The sequence below is a fragment of the Mycobacterium kyorinense genome (genome assembly GCF_001672775.1).
Taxonomy (GTDB): Bacteria; Actinomycetota; Actinomycetes; order Mycobacteriales; family Mycobacteriaceae; genus Mycobacterium; species Mycobacterium kyorinense_A.
Window position 1 is genome coordinate 1 of the sequence record NZ_LZKJ01000068.1, and the last position, 21,339, is coordinate 21,339.

The following is a 21,339-nucleotide window of genomic DNA, read 5'->3' on the forward strand; positions in this document are numbered from 1 at the left end:
ACGATGAACGACTTGATCGCCGGGCGGCCCAGCGACTTGTCCAAGGTCGCCCACACCACGATGTGGGTGGCGCGCGAACCCGCAGTGACGAAGATTTTTTCGCCGTTGATCACGTACTCGTCGCCGTCGAGCTTGGCGGTCGTCGACACCGCCGCCGAGTCGGAGCCGAAGCCCGGTTCGGTGATGGCCATCGCCGCCCACACCCTGCCCAAGCGTTGCAGCTGCTCGTCGGTGGCCACCCCGGAGATGGCCGCGTTACCCAATCCTTGATAGGGGATCGACAGCATCATCGCCGCGTCGCCCCAACTGGCCTCCAGGGTCTGCAGCACCGCCGCCATGTTGGCGCCGTTGCGGTTCTCTTCGCTGCTTTCGCTGCTACGAAACGCGTCGGCTCCGGCCATGCCGAGGGTGTTGGACGCGGCGGCACCCTCGAACATGTGGGCCAAGGTGTCCAGCTCGACCGGGTAGGCGTGCTCCTTCAGGTCGTATTTGCGGGCGATCGGCCGCATGAGCTCGGCACCGGCGGAGTGCGCATTGTCGATGACCGGGTGCAGCTTCTTCGGGATTTCCAGATTGATTGCCATGACCAGACTTTCGGTTGCGAAGAGGAATTGAATGACGGCTAGATCACTACGACACCCTCGGCGACGCCGATGGCCCGCAGGTCGCGGTACCAGCGTTCGACGGGGTGTTCCTTCGTGTAGCCGTGGCCGCCGAGCAACTGCACGCCGTCCAAGCCGATCTGCATGCCCTTGTCGGTGGCCAGCCGCTTGGCCAGCGCCGCTTCGCGGGTGAACGGCAGACCTTGCTCGGCACGCGCGGCGCCGCGCCAGGTGATCAGCCGCATGCCGTCGAACTCGATGGCGATGTTGGCGCACATGAACGCAACCGATTGCCGGTGGGCGATCGGCTCGCCGAAGGCTTCGCGTTCTTTGACGTAGGGGACGACGTAGTCGAGCACGGCATGGGAGGTGCCGACGGCCAGCGCGGCCCAGCCCAGCCGCGACAAGGCGATCGCTTCCGAATAGTCCGCATCGCTCGCGCCGTCCTCGCCGAGGCGGGCGCTCAGTGGCACGGACACCTTGTCCAACTCGACCTGGCCCAGGGCGGCGGCGCGGATGCCCATGCTCGGGTCGGGCTTGACAGTCAGACCCTCAGTCGACGACTCGACGATGAACAGCGCCGGCCGGCCGTCGAGTTGTGCTGCCACGATGAACAATTCGGCGTCGGCGGCCGCCGGGACCAGCGACTTGACACCTTCGAGCCGGTAGCCGCTGGGGGTGCGCGTCGCGGTGGTCTTCAGGTTGGTCGGATCGAACAATGCGTGCGGTTCGGCGATCGCCACGCAGGCCTGCGGAACGTTGTCGCCCGCGAACTCCTTCAGATAGGTGGCCTGCTGATCGGCGCTGCCCCAATGGGTGAGCGCGGCCGCGACCCCGGCCGGGGCGAGGATCGGCAGCGCCAGCCCCATGTCGCCATACGCCAGCGCCTCGGCGACGAGCACGTTGGTGACACTGGAGCGGTGTTCGGCGATGCCTTCGAAGTCCTCGGGAACGTTGACGGCGGTGATCCCTAACTCGGCCGCCTTGGCGACCAGATCCGCGGGATAGGCCGCTGCCTCGTCGGCGTCGTGGGCGGCGGGCCGCAGGATCTCCTCGGCGAACTGCTCGACGGTTTCGACGATGAGCTTCTGATCGTCGTCGGGCGTCAGGTCGAAGTAGTCTTTGCCGCTTGCCTTCAGCCGCGTCGGCCCGCCGCGAAGCCCTTGGACGCGTTTGAACTGCCGGTTGGTGGCGCCGGCGGCGGAAAACACCGTCTTGACGCCGTAGCGCAGCGTCCGGTTGAGCGGATCGCGCAAGCGGTATTTGTCCAGGAACTCTTGGCCGAGCAGCGGCGTGAGCAGCGCCATGCCGATGTCGATGCTGGATCGCTTGTGCTTGTGCTCACCAACGGCGGTCTTACGGCCGGTTCGCTTGGGGCGTCCATTGGTCGCGGGGAGGGTGTTGGTCATATCAGCAGCCTTTTATTGAGCACTGTCGTTGGGCTAACGCGCCCTATCTTACTCTGGAGTAAGATAGACGTACCTGTTAAATACTTCACACCGCTGCTAGCTGCGCAATCGCCTCAGCACCTCGTCGTGCAGCGAGCCGTTGGTGGCCACCACGCTGCCGCCGTGGGGGCCGGCGGTGCCGTCCAAGCTGGTGAACGCGCCGCCCGCCTCCCGCACCAGGATGTCCAGCGCAGCCAGGTCCCAAACCGAGACCTCGGGTTCGGCGGCGACGTCGACCGCGCCCTCGGCCACCAGGCAGTACGACCAGAAATCGCCGTAGGCCCGCACCCGCCACACCGCATCGGTGAGCGCAACGAAGTGCTCCCGCAGACCGCGCTGCGCCCACCCAGACAGGCTGGAGAACGACAGGCTCGCCGCGCTCAGCTCTGCTACCGACGACACCGTGAGCCGTCGCGGTGCCGAACCGCCGACCGTCGCAAATGCACCTGCACCGCTAGCAGCCCACCACCGCCGCTGCAGCGCGGGCGCGCTGATGACCCCGACCGTGGGCACGCCGTCGTCGAGCAACGCGATCAAGCTGGCCCACACCGGCACGCCGCGCACGAAGTTTTTGGTGCCGTCGATCGGGTCGACGATCCATTGCCGCCCGGTCAAAGTGGTGGAGCCACCGAACTCTTCGCCGAGGATGCTGTCGGTGGGCCGCTCGCGGCCGAGCGCTTCGCGCATTGCGGTTTCGACGGCCCGGTCTGCGTCGGTCACCGGCGTGAGATCGGGTTTCGTGTCGACCTGCAGGTCCAGCGCGCCGAACCGGGTCAACGTGACCGCGTCCGCGCGGTCAGCCAGCGCCAACGCCACCGCGAGATCGTCGTCGGTCATTGATGCCGCTCCTCGATCCCGGCTGCGCCGCCATCATCGTCGTCGGCATGGGCTAGGGGCGTCATTCCTGCAGTCCTACCATGGGCGGCGTGTGGGAAGTCGGTGTGCTGTTACTGCTGATCGCGATTCTGGCTGTGTTTTTGGCCCCGAGGTTCATCCGGCGCGGACCCCGCGGCGACGCGGTGCAGGGCACGCTGCTGGTTACCGGCGTCAGTCCGCGACCCGACGCCACCGGTCAGCAGTACGTCACGATCGCCGGCGTGATCAACGGACCGACGGTCAACGAGCACGCCGTCTACCAGCGCATGGAAGTCAATGTCGAGGACTGGCCGACGATGGGTCAGCTGATGCCGGTGGTGTACTCACCGAAGAATCCGGACAACTGGAGTCTGGCGCCGCCCCAGCGGCCCGAGGCGCCCGCCACCTAGCGACTCCTGCCATCGAGTGTGAAAGCTGGGCTTTGAGTGTGAAACCTGGGCGGTGGAATCGCGGAAATTCCGCCCTACTTTCACACTCAATGTCCAGAGATCTGTCATCGCGACTGAACCGCGCTCGGGGGAGCAACGTCAAAGGGCGCCGGTCACTTGGGCGTCGGATTGCTCGGCGACGCGTCGCCGCCTAGACGACGCGCCAAAGACCGTGGTGATCAGATGATGGATCATCGCGGCAAATGTGAGCGCCCAGGCGGCCAGGCCGATCCAGCTTTCGTCGGCGCCGATGTACTCCACGATCGGCAGATGATCGGTCTTGCCCAGGTAGTCGCCGGCCACCCCGTACATGCCCAGCGGGAACACCACGCTCCACAGCGGTCCCTCGTAGCGCAGGGGAATGCGATGCACGACGTGTTTCCACACGCCGGCCGCGATCAGTGGCGGGATCAGCCAGGTGCCGAAGGCCCAGAACACCACCGATGTTCCGGCGATCAGACCGCGGGTGGCGTCGACCATCGGCGCGGATGCCATCTCCACGATCCGTGCGCCGGCGACGACGGTGATGGCGGTCGCGCCCATCGACACCCAATACGGCGGCGTGAGGTCTTCGGGCTTCAGCCCGTAGAGCAGAATGCGAGCGCCGACGAAAATGCCGGCCGCGGCGTAGAGGAACACGCCCACCGACCAGGAGAACACCGCGAGCAGCGCCAATTCTCTTCGGCCCGTGTCTAATTCGGGCTCGAGCGCGGCGGCCAGTACAGCGACCGACTCGCTGGCGACCACCCAGATGAACCAGCTGCCGTTGGCGTGCTGCAACACCGGCCGGTGCGTGGTGCGTACCACCGCGGCCCACGGCACGACGTAGCCCAGGACCAGCCAGGCCAGCCACGCGACAACCAGCAGCGCGGAGGCGAGCCGGTAGTGGGTGTCGATGGCCAAACGGGTGCCCAGCACGTCGACGGCCGCGACAAACGTGAATGACCCGAACGCGCGTCGCGGGTCCCGCAAGTCTGCGATGAAGTCGGAGCAGAACGCGATGATCCGCACGGCGGTAGCCGCCACCAAGACGACGAACGCGACGACGGCCAGCCACAGCAATACCACCGAGAACGTGTAGGCATGGTGGTTGTGCATCGCGATCGACACGATGCCGGTGGCCATCACCAGCGCGAAGTAGCCGGGGTTGAGGGTTCTTACCGCTTCCCGAACACCGGTCGTGCCGTCTGCCTCAGTAAGGGACACCGATCTTCCGCCATCTCCGCCCGCTGGTTCCTGGCTCTTGGGGAGGCCTGGCAACGCGGCTGCGGATGACAATATAGGGCCGCCACAGATACCACAGCGGGTAACTCCACGCGTGAACCAGACGGCTGAACGGCCAGACGATGAAAATCGCCCACGACGCGATGGCGTGCACCCGATACAGCGGCGGCGCGCTCATGATCGCCTTGACGTTGGGGCGGAAGGCGAACAGGCTGCGAAACCACACCCCGACGGTGTTGCGGTACTCGTAGTGCGAGGTGTCCTGCAGTCCCAGGGTCAAGAAGATGCCGAGCAGGACGATGATCCCGAGCAGGATCAGCGCCAAGTAGTCCACCGGGCTGGTGGTGGCGCGGACCCGGGGCACAGCAGTGCGGCGAAAGGTCAGGATCCCGGCGCCGATCAGGATGCCGATGGCAGCGGCTGAGCCGGCGACTGCCGAGAAGTCCTGGTACAACGTTTCGGGAATGCCCAGCCAGTCGGTGACGGACTTCGGAACGAGGATGCCCAGGACGTGTCCGCCGATCGCGGCGAACGTGGCGTAGTGAAACAGCGGGGATCCCCATTTGAGCAGCCGACGCTCCTGAAGCTGGGTCGAGCGGCTGGTCCAGCCGAATTGGTCGTAGCGCCACCGCCAGATGTGGCCGACGATGAAGACGGCGATCGCGATGTACGGCAGTATCACCCACCAGCAGATGCTCCACGTGCTCAGCTGTCCCATGGATCGCCTCCACTTCGAGCGCCGTATCCAGCAAGGTATTCCGGCGGCGCAAACGGCTCCAGTCCGACGTCTTCCCGCGGCGGACCGGATTCCCAGGCGGCCCGCACCTGGTCCAATTCGCGCTTGCCGAGCCCGGGCAGATCGGCGATCACGGCGGCCACCAGGTCGGCATACGGCGACTCGGCCTTGGTCAAGTTGCGACGCAGCAACTCAAGATCAGGGCGGTGCGCCGACAACAGCCGCTGGCCGCGCGGACACAGCGCGGCGAAGTCCAACACCATCGGCAGGTAATCGGGCAACTCGTCGTCGGACGGGACGAAGCCGGCGTCGCGATAGGCGGTCTTGAAGATGACCATCGCCATCCCGCGTTTGCGGGTGTCGCCGTAGCGGTAGTAGGTCAGATACAGCGTGCACTTGCGGTGCAGATCGAACGTGCGCACGTAGTGCTGCGCGACCTGGTTGGGCGGCGTGGCGCGCAGCCAGCCCAGAAACCGGCTAAACGCCTCGCGCGCCGGCTTGGGGCCGGCCCCGGCCGCGAACGTGTCCAGTGCGTCGAGCCCGTCGAAGAGCGCCGCCGTCGGATACTGCAGCAGCACCGACGCCAACTTGATGGTCTGCTGGTTCATGCGGTGCCCGGTTCTGGGAACATCCGCGCGTCGCGGTCTCTGCCGTTCCAGTTCAGCAAGTTGAACCCGGTTGCGGGGCTGGTGCTTTCCGGGGGAGTGGTCGACGGGCGATAGGAGCCGACGCCGTGCGGTCCAGGCGGGCCCATTCCGCCCATGCCGGGGCCGCCGTCGGTGTCGAGGCTGCAGAACAGCTGTTCGTGCTGGCCCATCAAGATCCCCGCCTCCTCGGTGTGGGCAGGCGGAATCACGTAGCGCTCTTCATATTTCGCGATCGCCAATAGTCGATACAGGTCGTCGAGGTCATCGGCGGTGGCGCCAACCGAGGCGGGAAGACCCTCGTCGACGTCCAAGCCGAGTTGCCCGGCGCGCTGAATCGCCCGCACAGCGGCCAGCTTGCGCAGCACCGTGCGCACCACCTCGGCGTCGCCGGCGGTGAACAGATTGGCCAGGTACTCCACCGGGATACGCAGCGCGTCGATCGCGGCGAAAACATTGTCGGGGTTGTTCTCGTCATAGCCTGCCGCGTTGACGACGTCGGCCACCGGCGACAGCGGCGGGATGTACCAAACCATCGGCAGCGTGCGATATTCCGGATGCAGTGGCAGCGCAACCTTGTGCCGCACCGCCAGCTCATAGACCGGGGAGCGCTGCGCGGCCTGAATCCAGTCGTGTGGAATGCCGGCGCGCGCCGCCTCGGCCTGCACGGCCGGGTCGTTGGGGTCGAGGAACACGTCGAGTTGGGCTTGGTAAAGATCCTGCGCATCGGGTGTGGCGGCGGCGTCGAGCACCTTATCGGCGTCGTAGAGGAACAGGCCCAGATACCGCAGCCGGCCAACACAGGTCTCCGAGCAGATCGTCGGCAGCCCTTGCTCGGTCCGCGGATAGCAGAACGTACACTTCTCGGCCTTGCCGGTGCGGTGGTTGAAATAGACCTTCTTATAGGGACATCCGGACACGCAGAATCGCCAACCGCGGCAACGATCCTGGTCTACCAGCACGATCCCGTCGTCGGCGCGTTTGTACATCGCCCCAGATGGACAGGACGCGACGCACGAGGGGTTGAGGCAGTGCTCGCAGATGCGGGGCAGGTAGAACATGAACACCTGCTCGAACTCCATCTTGACCTGTTCCTGCAGGCCGGCGAGGTTGGGATCGTCGACGGCCAGTTCCGGCGCGCCGGCCAGGTCGTCGTCAAAGTTGCTGCCCCACTTAACCGTTACGTCGCGACCGGTCAGCGCGGAAATCGAATGCGCGCTGGGGTTCGCGGTGCCCAGCGGCGCGTCGATCACGGTTTGGTAGTCGTAGGTCCACGGGTCACCGTAGTCGTCGATGCTGGGCAGGTCGGGGTTGTAGAAGATCGACAGCAGCTTGCGCAGCCGCCCGCCCGCCTTGAGCTGTAGCCGCCCCTTGCGGTCCAGCGTCCAGCCGCCGTGCCACCGCTCCTGGTCCTCGTAACGTTTGGGATAGCCGATGCCCGGCTTGGTTTCGACGTTGTTGAAGTAGACGTATTCGGTGCCCGGGCGGTTGGTCCACACCTGCTTGCAGGTGACCGTGCAGGTATGGCAGCCGATGCACTTGTCGAGGTTCATCACCATCGCCACCTGAGCCATCACCCGCATCAGTACTGCACCTCCTGCGAGCGACGCCGGATGACGGTGACCTCGTCGCGCTGGTTGCCGGTCGGGCCGTAATAGTTGAAGCCAAACGACAATTGGGCGTACCCGCCGATCATGTGGGTCGGTTTCATGGTCAGCCGGGTCAGCGAGTTGTCGCCGCCGCCGTGCCAGCCGGACACCTCGGACTTCGGGGTCATCAGATGGCGGTCCATCGCGTGGTACATGAACACGGTGCCCTTGGGCATGCGGTGGGTGACGACGGCCCGGCAGGCCACCACACCGTTGCGGTTGTAGGCCTCGATCCAGTCGTTGTCGGCGACCCCGATCGTCGCGGCATCGGCCGGACTCATCCAGATCACCGGCCCGCCGCGGAACAGCCGCAGCATATGCAAATTGTCTTGGTACTCCGAGTGGATCGACCACTTCGAGTGCGGGGTGAGATAGCGCACGGTGACCTCGGGGCGGCCCTCCTCGCCGAGCGCCTCGTCGCCGAAATGCCGCGCGTAGTTCAGCGGCGGTCGGTACACCGGAAGCCATTCGCCGTATTCGGCCATCCAGTCGTGGTCGAGGAAGAAGTGCATCCGTCCGGTCAGGGTGTGCCACGGCTTTTTGCGTTCGACATTGACGACGAACGGCGAGTAGCGCCGCCCACCGGCCTCGCTGCCCGACCACTCGGGCGAGGTGATCACCGCGCGGGGTTGCACCTGAGTGTCGTGGAAGGTGATCCGCTCACCGGAGCGTTCCTCGGCCAGGTCGCTTAACTGCACGCCGGTGAGTTCCTCCAGCGCTTCCCAGCCCTGCAGCGCGACTCGGCCATTAGTGGTGCCCGACAATGCCAGGATGGCCTCGGCCATATGGACGTCGCGCGCCAACGACGGTCGCCCGTCGGCGACACCGCCGTGCACGATGCCGTTACGCCGGCACAGCCAGTCGATTGCTCCGGTCGGTTTCCAGATGATGCTTTTCATCGGGGTGCCCACGGTGTCCACTAGCGGACCCAGCGCGGCCATCTTGGCGGCGACCGCGGTGTAGTCGCGTTCGATCGTCACCAGTTTCGGCATGGTCTTGCCCGGCAGCGGTTCGCACTCGCCGTACCGCCAGTCGCGCACCACGCCGCCGGGCTGGGCCAGCTCGTCGGGACTGTCGTGCAGCAGCGGCGCGGCGATCACATCGGTGCGGGTACCCAGATGCTTGGCGGCAAGCCGGGAGAAGTCGCGGGCGATGGTGGCGAACGTGTCGAAGTCGGTACGGGCCTCCCACGGCGGTGCGATGGCCGGATTGAACGAGTGCACGAACGGGTGCATGTCGGTGGTCGAAATGTCGTATTTCTCATACCAAGTGGCGGCCGGCAACACGATGTCGGAATACGTGCAGGTACTCGTCATCCGGAAGTCGAGGGTCACCGCCAGATCGAGCTTGCCGCGCGGTGCCTCGTCGCGCCAACGCACTTCGGTCGGTCGCAGCTCCTCGGGGCTTTCGTCGGCGCGCACGGCGTTGTGGGTGCCCAGCAGATGCCGCATGAAGTACTCCATGCCTTTGCCCGATGACCCCAACAGGTTGGCCCGCCACACCGTCAGCACCCGGGGGAAGTTCACCGGGTTGTCCGGATCCTCGCCCGCGAAATGCAAACGTTCGCTGGTCAATTCGTCGACCACATAGTCGGCGACATTCTTGCCGGCGGCTGCCGCCGCATCGGCCAGATCCAGCGGGTTGCGGTCGAAAGTCGGAAAGGTCGGCGTCCAGCCCAGCCGGGAGGCTTGGGCCAGCGCATCGGCGTTGGCTTTGCCGCGGAACAGGCCGCGGCCCAGCGGGGACGACAGTTCGTCGGCGCCGAACTGCTCGTAGCGCCACTGGTCGGTGTGCAAGTAGAAAAACGAGGTGCCGGTCATGTGCCGGGTCGGCCGCTGCCAGTCCAGCCCGAACGCGACCTGCTGCCATCCCGTCAGCGGGCGCACCTTTTCCTGACCGACGTAGTGCGCCCAGCCGCCGCCGTTGACGCCCTGACAGCCGCACAACATGGTCAGCGTGAAGAAGGTGCGGTAGGTCTGATCGGAGTGAAACCAGTGGTTGGTGCCCGCGCCCATCGCGATCATCGATCGACCTTCGGAAAGCTCTGCGCTGCGGGCGAATTCGCGCGCAACCCGCGCCGCAGCCGCCGCCGGTACGGAGGTGATCGCCTCCTGCCAGGCCGGCGTGTAGGGCTGGGAGGCGTCGTCGTAGCCGGTTGGCCACTGGCCGGGCAGCCCGTCGCGGCGAACCGCGTAGTGGGCCATCAGCAGATCGAACACCGTCGTCACCAGACGATCGCCGATCCGCAGTACTGGAACGCCGCGGCGGATCACGCCGCCGCCTTCGGTTTCGCCGATGTCGAAGCGGGGCAGGTCCACCTCGACCGCCTCGTCGGAGCGGCCGTGCAACGTCAGCACCGGGTCAATGTCACCGAGGTCGAGGTTCCACTTGCCTTTGCCGGCGTCGCTGAAGTGATCGGCAAGGGTGCCGTTGGGGACGACGGGTTGGTCGGTCGCCGCGTCGAGCAGCACGGTTTGGTGCACGGCGCGCTCGTCGTCATGGCCGAGATCGGCGGCGGTGAGGAATCGGTCGGGCACATAGGCGCCGTCGCGCTCTCGCAGCGTGATCAGGAACGGCAGGTCGGTGTAGGTCTTGACGTACTGCTGGAAGTAGGGCACCTGGCGGTCCCGGAAGAACTCGGACAGCACCACGTGCCCCATCGCCATCGCCAGCGCGGCGTCGGTACCGGGCGCGCAGGCCAGCCAGTCGTCGGCGAACTTGGTGTGGTCGGAGTAGTCCGGGCTGACGACGACGACCTTCTGGCCGCGGTATCGGGCTTCGACCATGAAGTGGGCGTCGGGGGTACGGGTGATCGGCAGGTTGGTGCCCCAAATGATCAGGTAGGCGGCGTTCCACCAGTCGCCGGACTCCGGCACGTCGGTCTGGTCGCCGTAGACCTGCGGCGAGGAGGGCGGGAGGTCGGCGTACCAGTCGTAGAACGACAGGATCGTCCCGCCGATCATCGACAGGAACCGGGTGCCGGCGGCATAGGACACCTGCGACATCGCCGGAATCGGAGAGAACCCGACGACCCGGTCCGGGCCGTAAGTCTTGATCGTGTGCACGTGCGCGGCCGCGATCAGTTCGCTGACCTCGTCCCACGTCGTCCGCAGAAACCCGCCCTTGCCGCGGGCCTGCTTGTAGCTGGCGGCGCGCTCGGTATCAGCAGTGATCTCCGCCCACGCCTCGACCGGATCTCCCAGGCGGCCACGAGCTTCGCGCCACATCTCGAGCAACGGCTGACGGATGTAGGGGTAGCGCACGCGGGCCGGCGAATAGGTGTACCAGGAAAACGACGCACCGCGCGGACATCCCCGCGGTTCGTATTCGGGGCTGTCCGGACCGACCGACGGGTAGTCGGTTGCCTGGGTCTCCCAGGCGATGATGCCTTCCTTGACGTAGACCTTCCACGAGCAGGAGCCGGTGCAGTTGACCCCGTGGGTCGAGCGGACCTCCTTGCCGTGCCGCCACCGTTCGCGGTAGAACTCCTCGGCGCCACGACCGCCGCGGCGATGCACCTCGCGGTGGTCGGCGGTGGGCGTGCCCGCGGTGAAGTACTGCGCCTTGCGCAGAAGCGATTCGACGGGTTGCCCGCCCGGCAGCAGCGGTGCCAGCTCACCACGCGGCGGCCTGCCGTCGCCGTGCTCGTCGCTTGCTGTCGGTCGATCGTTGATTGTCGTCAACCCGCTCACCCCGGCTCTCTCGCGCATCGCACTACGTCGATCCGGGGGGATCGACGCCGGTGACACCTCCGGTCGAGCAACAGATCCCGAGCGTTCAAACCGTTAGGTGCCGCTTCGATTCCGCTGATAACACCAGCCCCTCTCGGTATACCACTGGTCGCCGCGAAAGATTGGGAGGTTGCTGATCATTTCTACAGGTTGTACATGTGAAAATTCAGAACCGGCGGGTCGCCCCGCCGTCGAGCCGTGTCGATGACGACACCAGAAGTGTTGTAATAACGCAGAATTCGCGTTCGTCGAGTTAGCCGTGGCTGATGTGCAGCAGCTTGGTCAAGCTGGGAAGTTTGACGCGCGGTCGCCCGTGCGGCTCGCCGGCCGAGCGTTCGTATTCGTCGATCAGCTTCCAGTGCGCGTCGGTAACCAGCTTCGGTTGACGCGAGGCGAGCCACTCGGCGAGCTTGTCGGCGTGGTCGGCGCCGAAGTCGGCGAGGCTGGCCTTCGACAGATCGTCGAGCAGCGCATCGACGGTGTCTTGCGAGTCCTTCTTGTTGGTGCCGATCACCCCGGTCGGTCCGCGCTTGATCCAGCCGACGACATATTCGTTGCGGCTGTCGGCCACCCGGCCGCCGCTGTTCGGGATGATCCCGCTTTTGTCGTCGAACGGCAGGCCCGCAGTGGGCACACCGCGATAGCCCACCGAGCGCACCACCAGCTGCACCGGTAGCTCCTCGCGCACGCCGGTGTCCTTGGCAACCACGCGCCCGTTGTCGTCGCTGACCAGCTCGTTGCGCCCAAGCACGATCTGTTCGACTTTTCCGTCGCCCTTGATTTCGATAGGGGAGGTGAAAAACCGGAAGACCAGTCGGCGGTTGCCCGGGCGGGGTTCGCGGGTCGCATAGTCGCGCAGCACCGTGATGTTCTGCTTACACGTCTTGCCGACCGCGGCCGCGTCCTCGTCGCTGATGCCTTCGAAATCCGCGGGGTCGACGACGACGTCGACTCCTTGGAGTGCCGCCAACGTGCCCAGCTCACGCAACTCCAGTGTGGTGAACGCGGTCTGCAGCGGACCGCGCCGACCGAGGATCACCACTTCCTGCACACCGCATGGGCGCAACGAATCCAACGCGTGATCGGCGATATCGGTCTGGGCCAGCTCGTCGGGGTCGCTGACCAGAATGCGCGCGACGTCGAGGGCGACGTTGCCGTTGCCGACGACGACGGCGCGGGCGCCGGACAAATCGGGCGACATCTGCTCAAAGTGCGGATGGGCGTTGTACCAGCCAACGAAATCGACGGCGGCGACGCTGCCCGGCAGATCCTCACCGGGAATGCCCAGCGAACGGTCGGATTGCGCCCCGATCGCATAAATCACCGCGTCGTAGCGGTCGGCCAACTCGGCGGCCTCGATGTGTTCACCGATCACGACGTTGCCGAAGAAGCGGAAGCGCGGGTCGTCGGCGGTCTTTTCGAACTGCTTGCTGATCGACTTGATCTTGGGATGGTCGGGCGCGACGCCCGAACGCACCAGGCCCCACGGCGTGGGCAGCATCTCCAGCATGTCGACGGCCACATCGATGTCATCCGAGGAGTCAGCGGCCTTCAGCAGGGATGCCGCCGCGAAGAATCCCGAGGGACCGGAGCCGACGATCGCGACGTGGTATGGGCGCATAATCCTCGATGCTAAACGTCGGCCCAGCCCAGCCGCCTGCAGTTCAATGGCGCGGCTTCTCATCGGGCCCGGCTCCACGGCCCGCATCGTCGCCACGCGTCGGCGGCCTCAACTTCGGCGCCGGTAACGTAATCAGCTGTGGAACCCGACCGTCAGGCCGACCTGGCTGCCCTTGACTCCACCCTGACCACGGTGGAGCGGGTGCTCGACGTCGACGGTTTGCGTTCCCGCATCGAAAAGCTCGAGCACGAGGCGTCCGACCCCAACCTCTGGGACGACCAGTCCCGCGCGCAGCGGGTGACCAGCGAGTTGTCGCATGCTCAGGGTGAGCTTCGGCGTGTCGAGGAGTTGCGCCGCCGCCTCGACGACCTGCCGGTGCTCTACGAGCTGGCCGCCGAAGAAGGGAGTGCCGACGAGCTCGCCGAGGCCGATGCCGAACTCAAGGCGCTGCGCGCTGACGTCGAGGCCATGGAGGTCCGCACCCTGCTGTCCGGCGATTACGACGAGCGTGAGGCGCTGGTCACGATCCGCTCGGGTGCAGGCGGCGTGGACGCCGCCGATTGGGCCGAGATGCTGATGCGGATGTATATCCGCTGGGCCGAGCAGCACAAGTATCCCGTCGAGGTGTTCGACACGTCCTACGCCGAAGAGGCCGGCATCAAAAGCGCGACGTTTGCCGTGCACGCTCCGTTCGCTTACGGCACGCTGTCGGTCGAACAGGGCACCCACCGGTTGGTGCGGATCAGCCCGTTCGACAACCAGAGTCGGCGCCAAACATCGTTCGCGGAGGTGGAGGTGCTTCCGGTGGTGGAGACCACCGATCACATCGACATCCCCGAAGGTGATATCCGTGTCGACGTGTACCGGTCCAGCGGGCCCGGCGGCCAGTCGGTGAACACCACGGATTCGGCGGTGCGGCTCACTCACATTCCGACGGGGATCGTCGTCACGTGTCAAAACGAGAAGTCGCAACTGCAGAACAAGGTTGCGGCGATGCGGGTGCTTCAGGCAAAGTTGTTGGAACGCAAGCGCTTAGAAGAACGCGCTGAGCTCGACGCGTTGAAGGGGGATGGCGGCAGCTCCTGGGGTAACCAGATGCGGTCGTACGTACTGCACCCGTATCAGATGGTCAAAGATCTGCGTACCGAGCACGAGGTGGGCAATCCGACGGCCGTGCTGGACGGCGACATCGACGGCTTCCTGGAAGCGGGAATCCGGTGGCGTAACAGGCGAGATGACGACTGACACAACAGTTTTGGCGATGACCAAGACCCTGGCATCGGTCCAGCCGCTCCGTGACATCTGGCGCGGTGGCGCGCGTGAATGGATCCTCACCAGCGGCCTGCACATCGTGCTGGTGCTGATTGCTGCGGTGCTGGCGGCCCGGTTCGTCACGTGGGCGGCGCAGAAGGTGACTCAGCGTCTCGACGTGGGGTTCGCCGAAAGCGATGCGCTGGTGCGGTCGGAGGCCACCAAGCACCGGCAGGCGGTCGCGGCGGTGATCTCCTGGGTGTCGGTGGTGATGATCGCCGTCGTCGTCATCATCCAGATCGCCGACATTCTGAAGTTTTCGGTGGGGTCGCTGGTCGCGCCGGCGACCGTGCTGGGCGCCGCGCTGGGTTTCGGTGCTCAGCGGGTGGTGCAGGACCTGCTCGCCGGGTTTTTCATCATCGCCGAGAAGCAGTACGGGTTCGGCGATTTGGTTGAGCTGACCATTCTGGGGTCGCCCAAGGACGCTGCGGGCACCGTCGAGGGTGTCACGTTGCGGGTGACCAAGCTGCGCTCTCCGGACGGCGAAGTGTTCACCGTTCCCAACGGTCAGATCGTCAAGTCGATCAACTTGTCCAAAGACTGGGCGCGGGCCGTCGTCGACATCCCGGTACCGACCACCGCCGACCTCAACCAGGTCAACGAGGTTCTGCGCCAAGAGTGTGAGCACGCGCGCGACGACGAGGTGCTGGGGGAGTTGCTGCTCGACGCGCCCACGGTGATGGGCGTGGAAAGCATCGAGGTCGACACGGTCACCTTGCGGTTGGTAGCCCGCACGTTGCCCGGCAAGCAGTTCCAGGCGGGCCGAGAGTTGCGCGTGCTGGTGATCCGGGCGTTGGCCCGCGCCGGCATCGTCAGCGCGGCCGAAGCGCGGCCGACTGTCGGCGCGCTCGCCAGCAATGCCGAGCAGGACGTTGAGGAACCGGTGGACAAGCGGTGAAGCTGACACTGAACCCGTTGAAGAAGCCCGCTGAAGATAAGGACCGCACGTGGCCGGGCTATTTCCTCGGCGGCCATGTGCGCACGTCGACTGCCGTGCTCGTCGTCGCCTTCATCGGGTTGTGGTGGATTTACGACACCCATCAGCATTCGGATAAGTCGGAGTCGACGCCCAGCCAGGTACCGGCTACCCAGGTAGTGCCGCCGGGGTTTGTGCCCGACCCCAACTACACCTGGGTGCCGCGCAGCAGACTGCAGCAGCCGCCGCCGGTGACGACAACTTCGCCGCCGACCACGACTCCACCGACGACGACCACCACGACCACGACCCCGCCGCCGCCGCCGTTCCAATTGCCGGTTCTGCCGCCGCCCTTCGGTCCTGGCACCTCGACCACGCCGCCACCGCCCGGGCCGGTGCCGGCACCGCCGCACCCCGCGCCGTTCCCGCCGCCACCGGCGCCGCCGCGCTGACCCCCCGCTGGCCTGGCGCGACTTATCAAAACTCCCGGTTACACTGGCGTGCCGTGATGATCACCCTCGACCATGTCAGCAAGCAGTACAAATCGTCGGCGCGTCCAGCGCTGGACAACATCAACGTCAAGATCGACAAGGGTGAATTCGTCTTCCTGATCGGCCCGTCGGGCTCCGGCAAGTCGACGTTCATGCGGCTGCTGCTGGGCGCGGAAAACCCCAGCACCGGCGACGTGCGCGTGTCGAAGTTTCACGTCAACACGCTGCCCGGACGTCACATCCCGAAGTTGCGGCAGGTGATCGGCTGCGTTTTCCAGGACTTCCGGCTGCTGCAGCAGAAAACGGTCTTCGAAAACGTCGCGTTCGCGCTGGAGGTCATCGGCAAAAAGCGTGAAACCATCGTCCGCGTGGTGCCCGACGTGCTGGAGATGGTCGGGCTGTCCGGCAAGGCCAACCGCCTGCCGCACGAACTGTCCGGCGGCGAGCAGCAGCGGGTCGCCATCGCGCGCGCATTCGTCAACCGGCCGCTGGTGCTGCTGGCCGACGAGCCCACCGGCAACCTCGACCCGGAGACCAGTAACGACATCATGGATTTGTTGGAGCGCATCAACCGCACCGGGACCACCGTGCTGATGGCCACCCACGACCACCACATCGTCGACTCGATGCGGCAGCGTGTGGTGGAGCTGTCGTTGGGCAGGCTGGTGCGTGACGAGCAGCGCGGCGTCTATGGGATGGACCGCTAAGTGCGATTCGGCTTCCTGTTCAACGAGGTTCTCACCGGTCTTCGTCGCAACGTCACCATGACCATTGCGATGGTCCTGACCACCGCCATCTCGATCGGGCTGTTCGGCGGCGGGCTGCTGGTGGTGCGGTTAGCGGAGCACTCCCGCAGCATCTACCTCGATCGGGTGGAAACGCAGGTCTTCTTGACCGAGGACATCTCGGCCAACGACCCGACTTGCGACAGCGCCGCGTGCAAGGCGTTGCGCGAGAAGATCGAGGCGCGCGACGACGTCAAATCGGTGCGGTTCCTCAACCGCGACGAGGCCTATGACGATGCGATCTACAAGTTCCCGCAATACAAAGACGTGGCCGGCAAGGATTCGTTTCCGGCGTCGTTCATCGTCAAGCTGGAAAACCCGGAGCAGCACAAGGGTTTCGACGCTGCCATGCAAGGCCAGCCCGGCGTGCTCAACGTGCTCAACCAGAAGGAACTGATCGACCGGCTGTTCGCGGTGCTGGACGGTTTGAGCAACGCCGCGTTTGCCGTCGCGTTGGTGCAGGCCATCGGGGCGATTCTGTTGATCGCCAACATGGTTCAGGTGGCGGCGCATACCCGGCGCACCGAAGTCGGCATCATGCGACTGGTCGGTGCCACCCGCTGGTACACCCAGCTGCCATTCCTGGTCGAGGCGATCCTGGCCGCCACCGTCGGGGTGATCATCGCGGTTGTCGGGCTGATCCTGGTGCGCGCGCTGTTTTTGGAGAATGCGCTCAACCAGTTCTATCAAGCCAATCTGATCGCCCGGATCGACTACGCCGACATCCTCTATATCTCTCCGCTTCTGCTGCTGGTCGGCGCGGCGGTGGCCGGGCTGACCGCCTACGCGACCTTGCGCGTGTACGTACGGCGGTAGCGGTGGCCAAGAAGCCGGCCGGCGCGTCCAAGCCGGACAGGAAGGTTGTAGCCACCAACCGCAAGGCCCGGCACAACTATTCGATCCTGGAAGTGTTCGAGGCCGGGGTGGTTTTGCTCGGCACTGAAGTTAAAAGCCTGCGGGAGGGCAGGGCGTCGTTGGTGGACGCCTACGCCACCGTCGACGATGGCGAGATTTGGCTTCGCAACCTGCACATTCCGGAGTATCACCACGGGACCTGGACCAACCACGAGCCCCGTCGAACCCGCAAACTACTTCTCCACAGGCGGCAAATCGACACACTGATCGGCAAGATTCGAGATGGTAACCTCGCCCTGGTGCCACTGTCCCTGTATTTCACCGGCGGAAACGTCAAAGTAGAGCTCGCGCTCGCGCGCGGTAAAAGGGCCCACGACAAGCGTCAGGATCTGGCCCGCCGCGATGCCCAGCGCGAGGTACTTCGTGCCCTCGGTCGGCGTGCTAGGGGCATGAACTGATCGGCGCCGCGTACGCCCAGCTGTCCGCGGTCAGCTACGGCGTCAGCGACTTCGTCGGGGGCGTGGCCTCCCGGCGGGTGGCCGCGCTGCGCGTCATGCTGGTGTCCTACCCGATCGCGGCGGTGCTCTTAGGTGTATTGGCGCTCAGCGCCGGCGGACCGGTCCACCCCGGCGCAGTGTTGTGGGGGTCGCTGTACGGGATCAGCCAGGCCATCGGTGTTTTTTGGTTCTTCACCGCGCTGGGCCTGGGACCGATCTCGGTGGTCTCCCCGCTGGCGGCGGTGCTCAACGCGGCCGTTCCGGTAGCCGCCGGCGTGGCACTGGGAGAGCGGCCAGGTCAGATGGCCACCGTCGGTGTCGTAGTGGCCATGATCGCGGTGTTCCTGGTCGGGCGGGAGTCGCCCGACGACGAGGACGTGCGTACCCACCGGTTCACCCGCAAAGTGGCCTGGCTGACCATCGGCGCCGGGGTGGCATTCGGCTTGGACTTCGTGCTGCTGCATCAGGCTCCAGTGGAGTGCCGGCTGTGGCCGCTGTTTTTTGCGCGGGCGTCAGCCACCGTGCTGGTCTTCGCGATCGCGGCGGCGACCGGAAACTTCCAGCCTCCGACCAAGACGCCGCTGCGTCTGGCGATCGCTGCCGCGCTGCTGGACACCTGCGCCAATGTCGCCATGCTGTTGGCGTTGCACGCGTGGCTGCTGTCGCTGGCCAGCATGTTGATCTCGCTGTATCCGGCGGCCACGGTGGTGCTCGCGATGGTGGTGCTACGCGAACGGGTGACCCGATGGCAGGCGGCCGGCATGGCGCTGGCGATGGTGGCAGTGGGGATGATCACCGCCGCTTGACCCGCGTCTAACATCAGGCCGCATGGGCAATGTGACGCACCTCGACAAATCCGACGTGCTGTCGGGGCTCTTCGCGTCGTGGGACGCATTGGATCGGTTGCTGACCGGTCTGTCCGAGCAGCAGTGGCGGACGGCCACGCCGCTGCCTGGCTGGAATGTGCACGCGGTGATCGCACACATCATCGGTACCGAATCGACACTGATGGGCGTGAGCACACCCGACGTCGACGTATCCGCACTTGAGCACGTGCGCAACGACTTCGGTGCCATGAACGAGCGTTGGGTGCGCCACCTCAGCGGCGAGTCCGGCGCCGACCTGCATCAGCGGTTCCTGGCGGTGACGGGCGACCGGCGCAAGCAGTTGAGCGACTTGTCCGACGACGATTGGGCGGCGGTGACGCAGACACCGGCCGGCCCGGATAGCTACGGCCGGTTCATGCGGGTGCGGGTCTTCGACTGCTGGATGCATGAGCACGACATCCGCGATGGGCTGGGGTTAGCGGCCTCGGACGCGGAACTCGATGGTCCGGCGGCGCGGTTGGCGCTCGACGAGATGGCCGCGGTGATGGGCTATGTGGTGAGCAAACTCGGCCAGGCGCCCGATGGGTCACGAATCGCGATCGAGCTGACCGGTCCGTTGGCGCGGGTCATCCGGGTGGCCGTGGACGGCCGGGGCCAGGTGGTTGACGGCTTCGGTGGATCGGAGCCGACGGCGACGATCCGAATGGATGCCCTGCTGTTCACCCGGCTAGCCGGCGGACGGGTGGCCTCGGCACCGGTCGAACTCGGCGGGGACCGGGAGGTCGGTGGACGCATCGTCGAGCGCCTGAACTACGTGATCTGAGGTACCGGAGCCGCGCCATCGCCGTCGCGGTTGTGCGGTTTCATCCGCGACACGCCGCGGTAGGCGTATCGATCCGCACAGTCGGCACGCCCTGCTCACGTGAGCCGACGCGGCCGGGATGAATATTGACTGGCCTGTTGTTTTAAACCGCGTACCATTGGATGTCCTGCCGAGATTCGGCGGGGATGCGAGGGGCTGAACGGTTTCGACTTCGCGCATCGAATCAAGGGAAGCGTGCCGGTGCAGGCAAGAGACCACCGTAAGCGTCGTTGCAACCAATTAAGCGCCGATTCACATCAGCGCGACTACGCTCTCGCTGCCTAAGCGACGGCTAGTCTGTCAGACCGGGAACGCCCTCGGCCCGGACCCTGGCATCAGCTAGAGGGATCAACCGGTGAGTTCGGTCGCGGGACTCATCGGGACATACACAGCGACTGGGATCGTCATCTCGGCTAGTCCGTGTGACCGGGAGATCCGAGTAGAGGCATAGCGGACTGCGCACGGAGAAGCCTTGAGGGAATGCCGTAGGACCCGGGTTCGATTCCCGGCAGCTCCACAGAGAAAGGGTCGAGCAGAAGCCTGCCTATCCGGCGGTGTGGACAATCAAGATGTCTACTTTGGTCCTGCGGGCGACGGTGGCGGGTACCGAGCCCAGCAGCCGCCCGGCGACTGTGTCCAGTCCTACGTCGCCGACGACGAGCAGGTCCGCCTTGATCTCCTCGACCAATTTCACTAAGGCGTCGACTGCCGCGCCGACGATCGCCCGCTCTTCGATGTTCTGCGCCCCGGCGGCTTTCGCCCGCTCGCGAGCGTCCTGAAGGATCGCATATACCGGGGCACTGCCGTGCATCTTGTACCCCGCGTCCCCGAGGCTGTCGGCGGCGCGCGGATCAGTCACACGATCGGGCGCGGGCGCTCTTGACCAGCCTCCCTTCTCCGCAGTCGGGAGATGGGCGCTCGCGATGATCAGCTTTGCATCGTCCTGCGCCGCGACCATGCCTGCGCGCTCGACCGCACGGAACGACGACGCCGAGCCGTCCGTCCCGACAACAATTGTCTGATAGCTCATGTCGCCTCCCAGCAGTCGGCTAACGACGACAAAAAGACATTAAACGGCTCGACTCCGTAAATGAAGCCTGTTGGGCCGGCCTAGGCGCATGCGGCCCGAGAAAGCCGCTTTGACGCGGCCTCACACCGCCATCCACATATGGCGCCATCCACATATGGCGGATTGACCTCGTCACCGTACAAGGGACGACGCGGAGCTGCTGTTGAGTCAGCTTGTGGCAGAGCCCTTCCAGACGACCTTGTCGACGCCGGCGGCATCCCGGTAGACGACGCTGTCGGGTGCTGTGCCGCCTCGAACGTCGAAGTAAAGCTTCCCCGTTGTTTGGGTCCCCGGCGCGATCGGTTGGTTGGGAAGGCCGTCGACCTCGTTGCCCTTCATCACCGCATAAGTCGAGCTGTTAACCGCACGCGCATTGAAATCGGCGATGACCGGAGTTGGCGAGCCGCTGACACTTTTGGCCGTGACATCGGAGTACCAGACGCCGTCGTTGTGGCCGCTGGGTTGCAAGTCACCCACCGTGTAGTCGATAACCCCACTTGAGCTGGGAATTTCTGCCGACTGGCCGAATTGCACGACTTGCGGGTCGGCGAACGCCGGTGTCGCCGTCAGGACCCCTGCCGCCGCGATGCCAGCCGCAGCTGCCGTCGTCTTCATGGCCACCTTGGAGAACATCACGTCAGACTCCTTCGCTATGTTCCTGTGATTTAAAAGAGGTAGCTGGTGCCTATCCAAATTCGCGGATTTCAAACCTGATCGGACATTGTCATGGGCTTGACCTCGAATGATGGACGCAGTCGGCGTGAATT

The 21,339-nt window shown here is 65.5% G+C and carries 20 protein-coding genes and 1 other RNA gene; 10 read left to right on the forward strand and 11 right to left on the reverse strand.

The window, feature by feature from the left end:
- The 3 genes from A5707_RS07020 to hisN form a co-directional block, all read right to left on the reverse strand.
- The coding region (locus tag A5707_RS07020; RefSeq protein ID WP_197495276.1) for an acyl-CoA dehydrogenase family protein at nucleotides 1-584 on the reverse strand (584 nt) is incomplete at its 3' end.
- 38 nt (nucleotides 585-622) lie between these two features.
- On the reverse strand, nucleotides 623-2,011 hold the full coding sequence (locus A5707_RS07025; protein WP_065013795.1) for an acyl-CoA dehydrogenase family protein: 1,389 nt from the start codon (nucleotides 2,009-2,011) through the stop codon (nucleotides 623-625).
- A gap of 96 nt (nucleotides 2,012-2,107) precedes the next feature.
- The gene (gene hisN / locus A5707_RS07030; protein WP_065013796.1) at nucleotides 2,108-2,887 is read right to left on the reverse strand and encodes a histidinol-phosphatase; all 780 of its coding nucleotides are present in this window, start codon (nucleotides 2,885-2,887) and stop codon (nucleotides 2,108-2,110) included.
- 89 nt (nucleotides 2,888-2,976) lie between these two features.
- On the opposite strand from hisN, the gene A5707_RS07035 reads away from it, so the two are divergent.
- Nucleotides 2,977-3,315: a hypothetical protein gene (locus tag A5707_RS07035; RefSeq protein WP_065013828.1), complete on the forward strand. Its 339-nt coding sequence runs from the start codon at nucleotides 2,977-2,979 to the stop codon at nucleotides 3,313-3,315.
- 138 nt (nucleotides 3,316-3,453) lie between these two features.
- Here the strand turns inward: A5707_RS07035 and A5707_RS07040 are convergent, their stop codons facing one another.
- The 6 genes from A5707_RS07040 to A5707_RS07065 form a co-directional block, all read right to left on the reverse strand.
- A complete protein-coding gene (locus tag A5707_RS07040; RefSeq protein ID WP_065013797.1) occupies nucleotides 3,454-4,560 on the reverse strand; it encodes a tellurite resistance/C4-dicarboxylate transporter family protein in 1,107 nt (368 codons plus the stop codon).
- On the reverse strand, nucleotides 4,547-5,296 hold the full coding sequence (narI, locus tag A5707_RS07045) for a respiratory nitrate reductase subunit gamma (protein ID WP_232000651.1): 750 nt from the start codon (nucleotides 5,294-5,296) through the stop codon (nucleotides 4,547-4,549). Before narI ends, A5707_RS07040 begins: the two co-directional genes overlap by 14 nt.
- Complete coding sequence (gene narJ, locus A5707_RS07050) at nucleotides 5,284-5,922, reverse strand: nitrate reductase molybdenum cofactor assembly chaperone (RefSeq protein ID WP_065013798.1); 639 nt, start codon at nucleotides 5,920-5,922, stop codon at nucleotides 5,284-5,286. Before narJ ends, narI begins: the two co-directional genes overlap by 13 nt.
- Nucleotides 5,919-7,541, reverse strand: coding sequence for a nitrate reductase subunit beta (gene narH, locus A5707_RS07055; protein WP_065013799.1), 1,623 nt, complete (start codon nucleotides 7,539-7,541; stop codon nucleotides 5,919-5,921). The genes narJ and narH overlap by 4 nt, the downstream gene beginning before the upstream one ends.
- Nucleotides 7,541-11,290, reverse strand: a complete 3,750-nt coding sequence (locus A5707_RS07060) for a nitrate reductase subunit alpha (RefSeq protein WP_419866397.1) — start codon at nucleotides 11,288-11,290, stop codon at nucleotides 7,541-7,543. The genes narH and A5707_RS07060 overlap by 1 nt, the downstream gene beginning before the upstream one ends.
- A 301-nt stretch (nucleotides 11,291-11,591) precedes the next feature.
- The gene (locus tag A5707_RS07065; RefSeq protein WP_065013800.1) at nucleotides 11,592-12,959 is read right to left on the reverse strand and encodes an FAD-dependent oxidoreductase; all 1,368 of its coding nucleotides are present in this window, start codon (nucleotides 12,957-12,959) and stop codon (nucleotides 11,592-11,594) included.
- 138 nt (nucleotides 12,960-13,097) lie between these two features.
- Between A5707_RS07065 and prfB the strand changes: the two genes are divergently transcribed.
- The 9 genes from prfB (at nucleotide 13,098) to ssrA (ending at nucleotide 20,023) form a co-directional block, all read left to right on the forward strand.
- On the forward strand, nucleotides 13,098-14,204 hold the full coding sequence (gene prfB, locus A5707_RS07070) for a peptide chain release factor 2 (RefSeq protein WP_065013801.1): 1,107 nt from the start codon (nucleotides 13,098-13,100) through the stop codon (nucleotides 14,202-14,204).
- Nucleotides 14,194-15,168: a mechanosensitive ion channel family protein gene (locus A5707_RS07075; RefSeq protein ID WP_065013802.1), complete on the forward strand. Its 975-nt coding sequence runs from the start codon at nucleotides 14,194-14,196 to the stop codon at nucleotides 15,166-15,168. Before prfB ends, A5707_RS07075 begins: the two co-directional genes overlap by 11 nt.
- Nucleotides 15,165-15,638 carry a hypothetical protein gene (locus A5707_RS07080; protein WP_065013803.1) on the forward strand — a complete coding sequence of 158 codons (474 nt, stop codon included), beginning with the start codon at nucleotides 15,165-15,167 and terminating at the stop codon, nucleotides 15,636-15,638. Before A5707_RS07075 ends, A5707_RS07080 begins: the two co-directional genes overlap by 4 nt.
- A 56-nt stretch (nucleotides 15,639-15,694) precedes the next feature.
- Complete coding sequence (gene ftsE, locus A5707_RS07085) at nucleotides 15,695-16,384, forward strand: cell division ATP-binding protein FtsE (RefSeq protein WP_065013804.1); 690 nt, start codon at nucleotides 15,695-15,697, stop codon at nucleotides 16,382-16,384.
- Nucleotides 16,385-17,278 (forward strand): permease-like cell division protein FtsX, encoded by an 894-nt coding sequence (ftsX, locus tag A5707_RS07090; RefSeq protein ID WP_065013805.1) that lies wholly within the window; start codon nucleotides 16,385-16,387, stop codon nucleotides 17,276-17,278.
- 2 nt (nucleotides 17,279-17,280) lie between these two features.
- A complete protein-coding gene (gene smpB, locus A5707_RS07095; RefSeq protein WP_065013806.1) occupies nucleotides 17,281-17,775 on the forward strand; it encodes an SsrA-binding protein SmpB in 495 nt (164 codons plus the stop codon).
- Complete coding sequence (locus A5707_RS07100) at nucleotides 17,772-18,620, forward strand: EamA family transporter (protein ID WP_082969307.1); 849 nt, start codon at nucleotides 17,772-17,774, stop codon at nucleotides 18,618-18,620. The genes smpB and A5707_RS07100 overlap by 4 nt, the downstream gene beginning before the upstream one ends.
- A gap of 22 nt (nucleotides 18,621-18,642) precedes the next feature.
- Nucleotides 18,643-19,464, forward strand: a complete 822-nt coding sequence (locus tag A5707_RS07105) for a maleylpyruvate isomerase family mycothiol-dependent enzyme (protein ID WP_065013807.1) — start codon at nucleotides 18,643-18,645, stop codon at nucleotides 19,462-19,464.
- Between the two features lie 191 nt (nucleotides 19,465-19,655).
- Nucleotides 19,656-20,023: a transfer-messenger RNA gene (gene ssrA, locus A5707_RS07110) on the forward strand.
- Between the two features lie 24 nt (nucleotides 20,024-20,047).
- Here the strand turns inward: ssrA and A5707_RS07115 are convergent.
- Both A5707_RS07115 and A5707_RS07120 read right to left on the reverse strand, forming a co-directional pair.
- Nucleotides 20,048-20,533 (reverse strand): universal stress protein, encoded by a 486-nt coding sequence (locus tag A5707_RS07115; protein WP_065013808.1) that lies wholly within the window; start codon nucleotides 20,531-20,533, stop codon nucleotides 20,048-20,050.
- 207 nt (nucleotides 20,534-20,740) lie between these two features.
- Complete coding sequence (locus tag A5707_RS07120) at nucleotides 20,741-21,205, reverse strand: DUF1942 domain-containing protein (RefSeq protein WP_419866398.1); 465 nt, start codon at nucleotides 21,203-21,205, stop codon at nucleotides 20,741-20,743.
- Between the last annotated feature and the right edge of the window lie 134 nt (nucleotides 21,206-21,339).

What these genes read in the sequence shown, in the direction of transcription:
- A5707_RS07115 (WP_065013808.1), bottom strand. Translation starts at nt 20,533, where the DNA reads ATGAGCTATCAGACAATTGTTGTCGGGACGGACGGCTCGGCGTCGTCG.
- hisN (WP_065013796.1), bottom strand. Translation starts at nt 2,887, where the DNA reads ATGACCGACGACGATCTCGCGGTGGCGTTGGCGCTGGCTGACCGCGCG.
- ftsE (WP_065013804.1), top strand. Translation starts at nt 15,695, where the DNA reads ATGATCACCCTCGACCATGTCAGCAAGCAGTACAAATCGTCGGCGCGT.
- A5707_RS07025 (WP_065013795.1), bottom strand. Translation starts at nt 2,011, where the DNA reads ATGACCAACACCCTCCCCGCGACCAATGGACGCCCCAAGCGAACCGGC.
- A5707_RS07120 (WP_419866398.1), bottom strand. Translation starts at nt 21,205, where the DNA reads ATGTTCTCCAAGGTGGCCATGAAGACGACGGCAGCTGCGGCTGGCATC.
- narJ (WP_065013798.1), bottom strand. Translation starts at nt 5,922, where the DNA reads ATGAACCAGCAGACCATCAAGTTGGCGTCGGTGCTGCTGCAGTATCCG.
- A5707_RS07105 (WP_065013807.1), top strand. Translation starts at nt 18,643, where the DNA reads ATGGGCAATGTGACGCACCTCGACAAATCCGACGTGCTGTCGGGGCTC.
- narH (WP_065013799.1), bottom strand. Translation starts at nt 7,541, where the DNA reads ATGCGGGTGATGGCTCAGGTGGCGATGGTGATGAACCTCGACAAGTGC.
- A5707_RS07065 (WP_065013800.1), bottom strand. Translation starts at nt 12,959, where the DNA reads ATGCGCCCATACCACGTCGCGATCGTCGGCTCCGGTCCCTCGGGATTC.
- narI (WP_232000651.1), bottom strand. Translation starts at nt 5,296, where the DNA reads ATGGGACAGCTGAGCACGTGGAGCATCTGCTGGTGGGTGATACTGCCG.
- A5707_RS07075 (WP_065013802.1), top strand. Translation starts at nt 14,194, where the DNA reads ATGACGACTGACACAACAGTTTTGGCGATGACCAAGACCCTGGCATCG.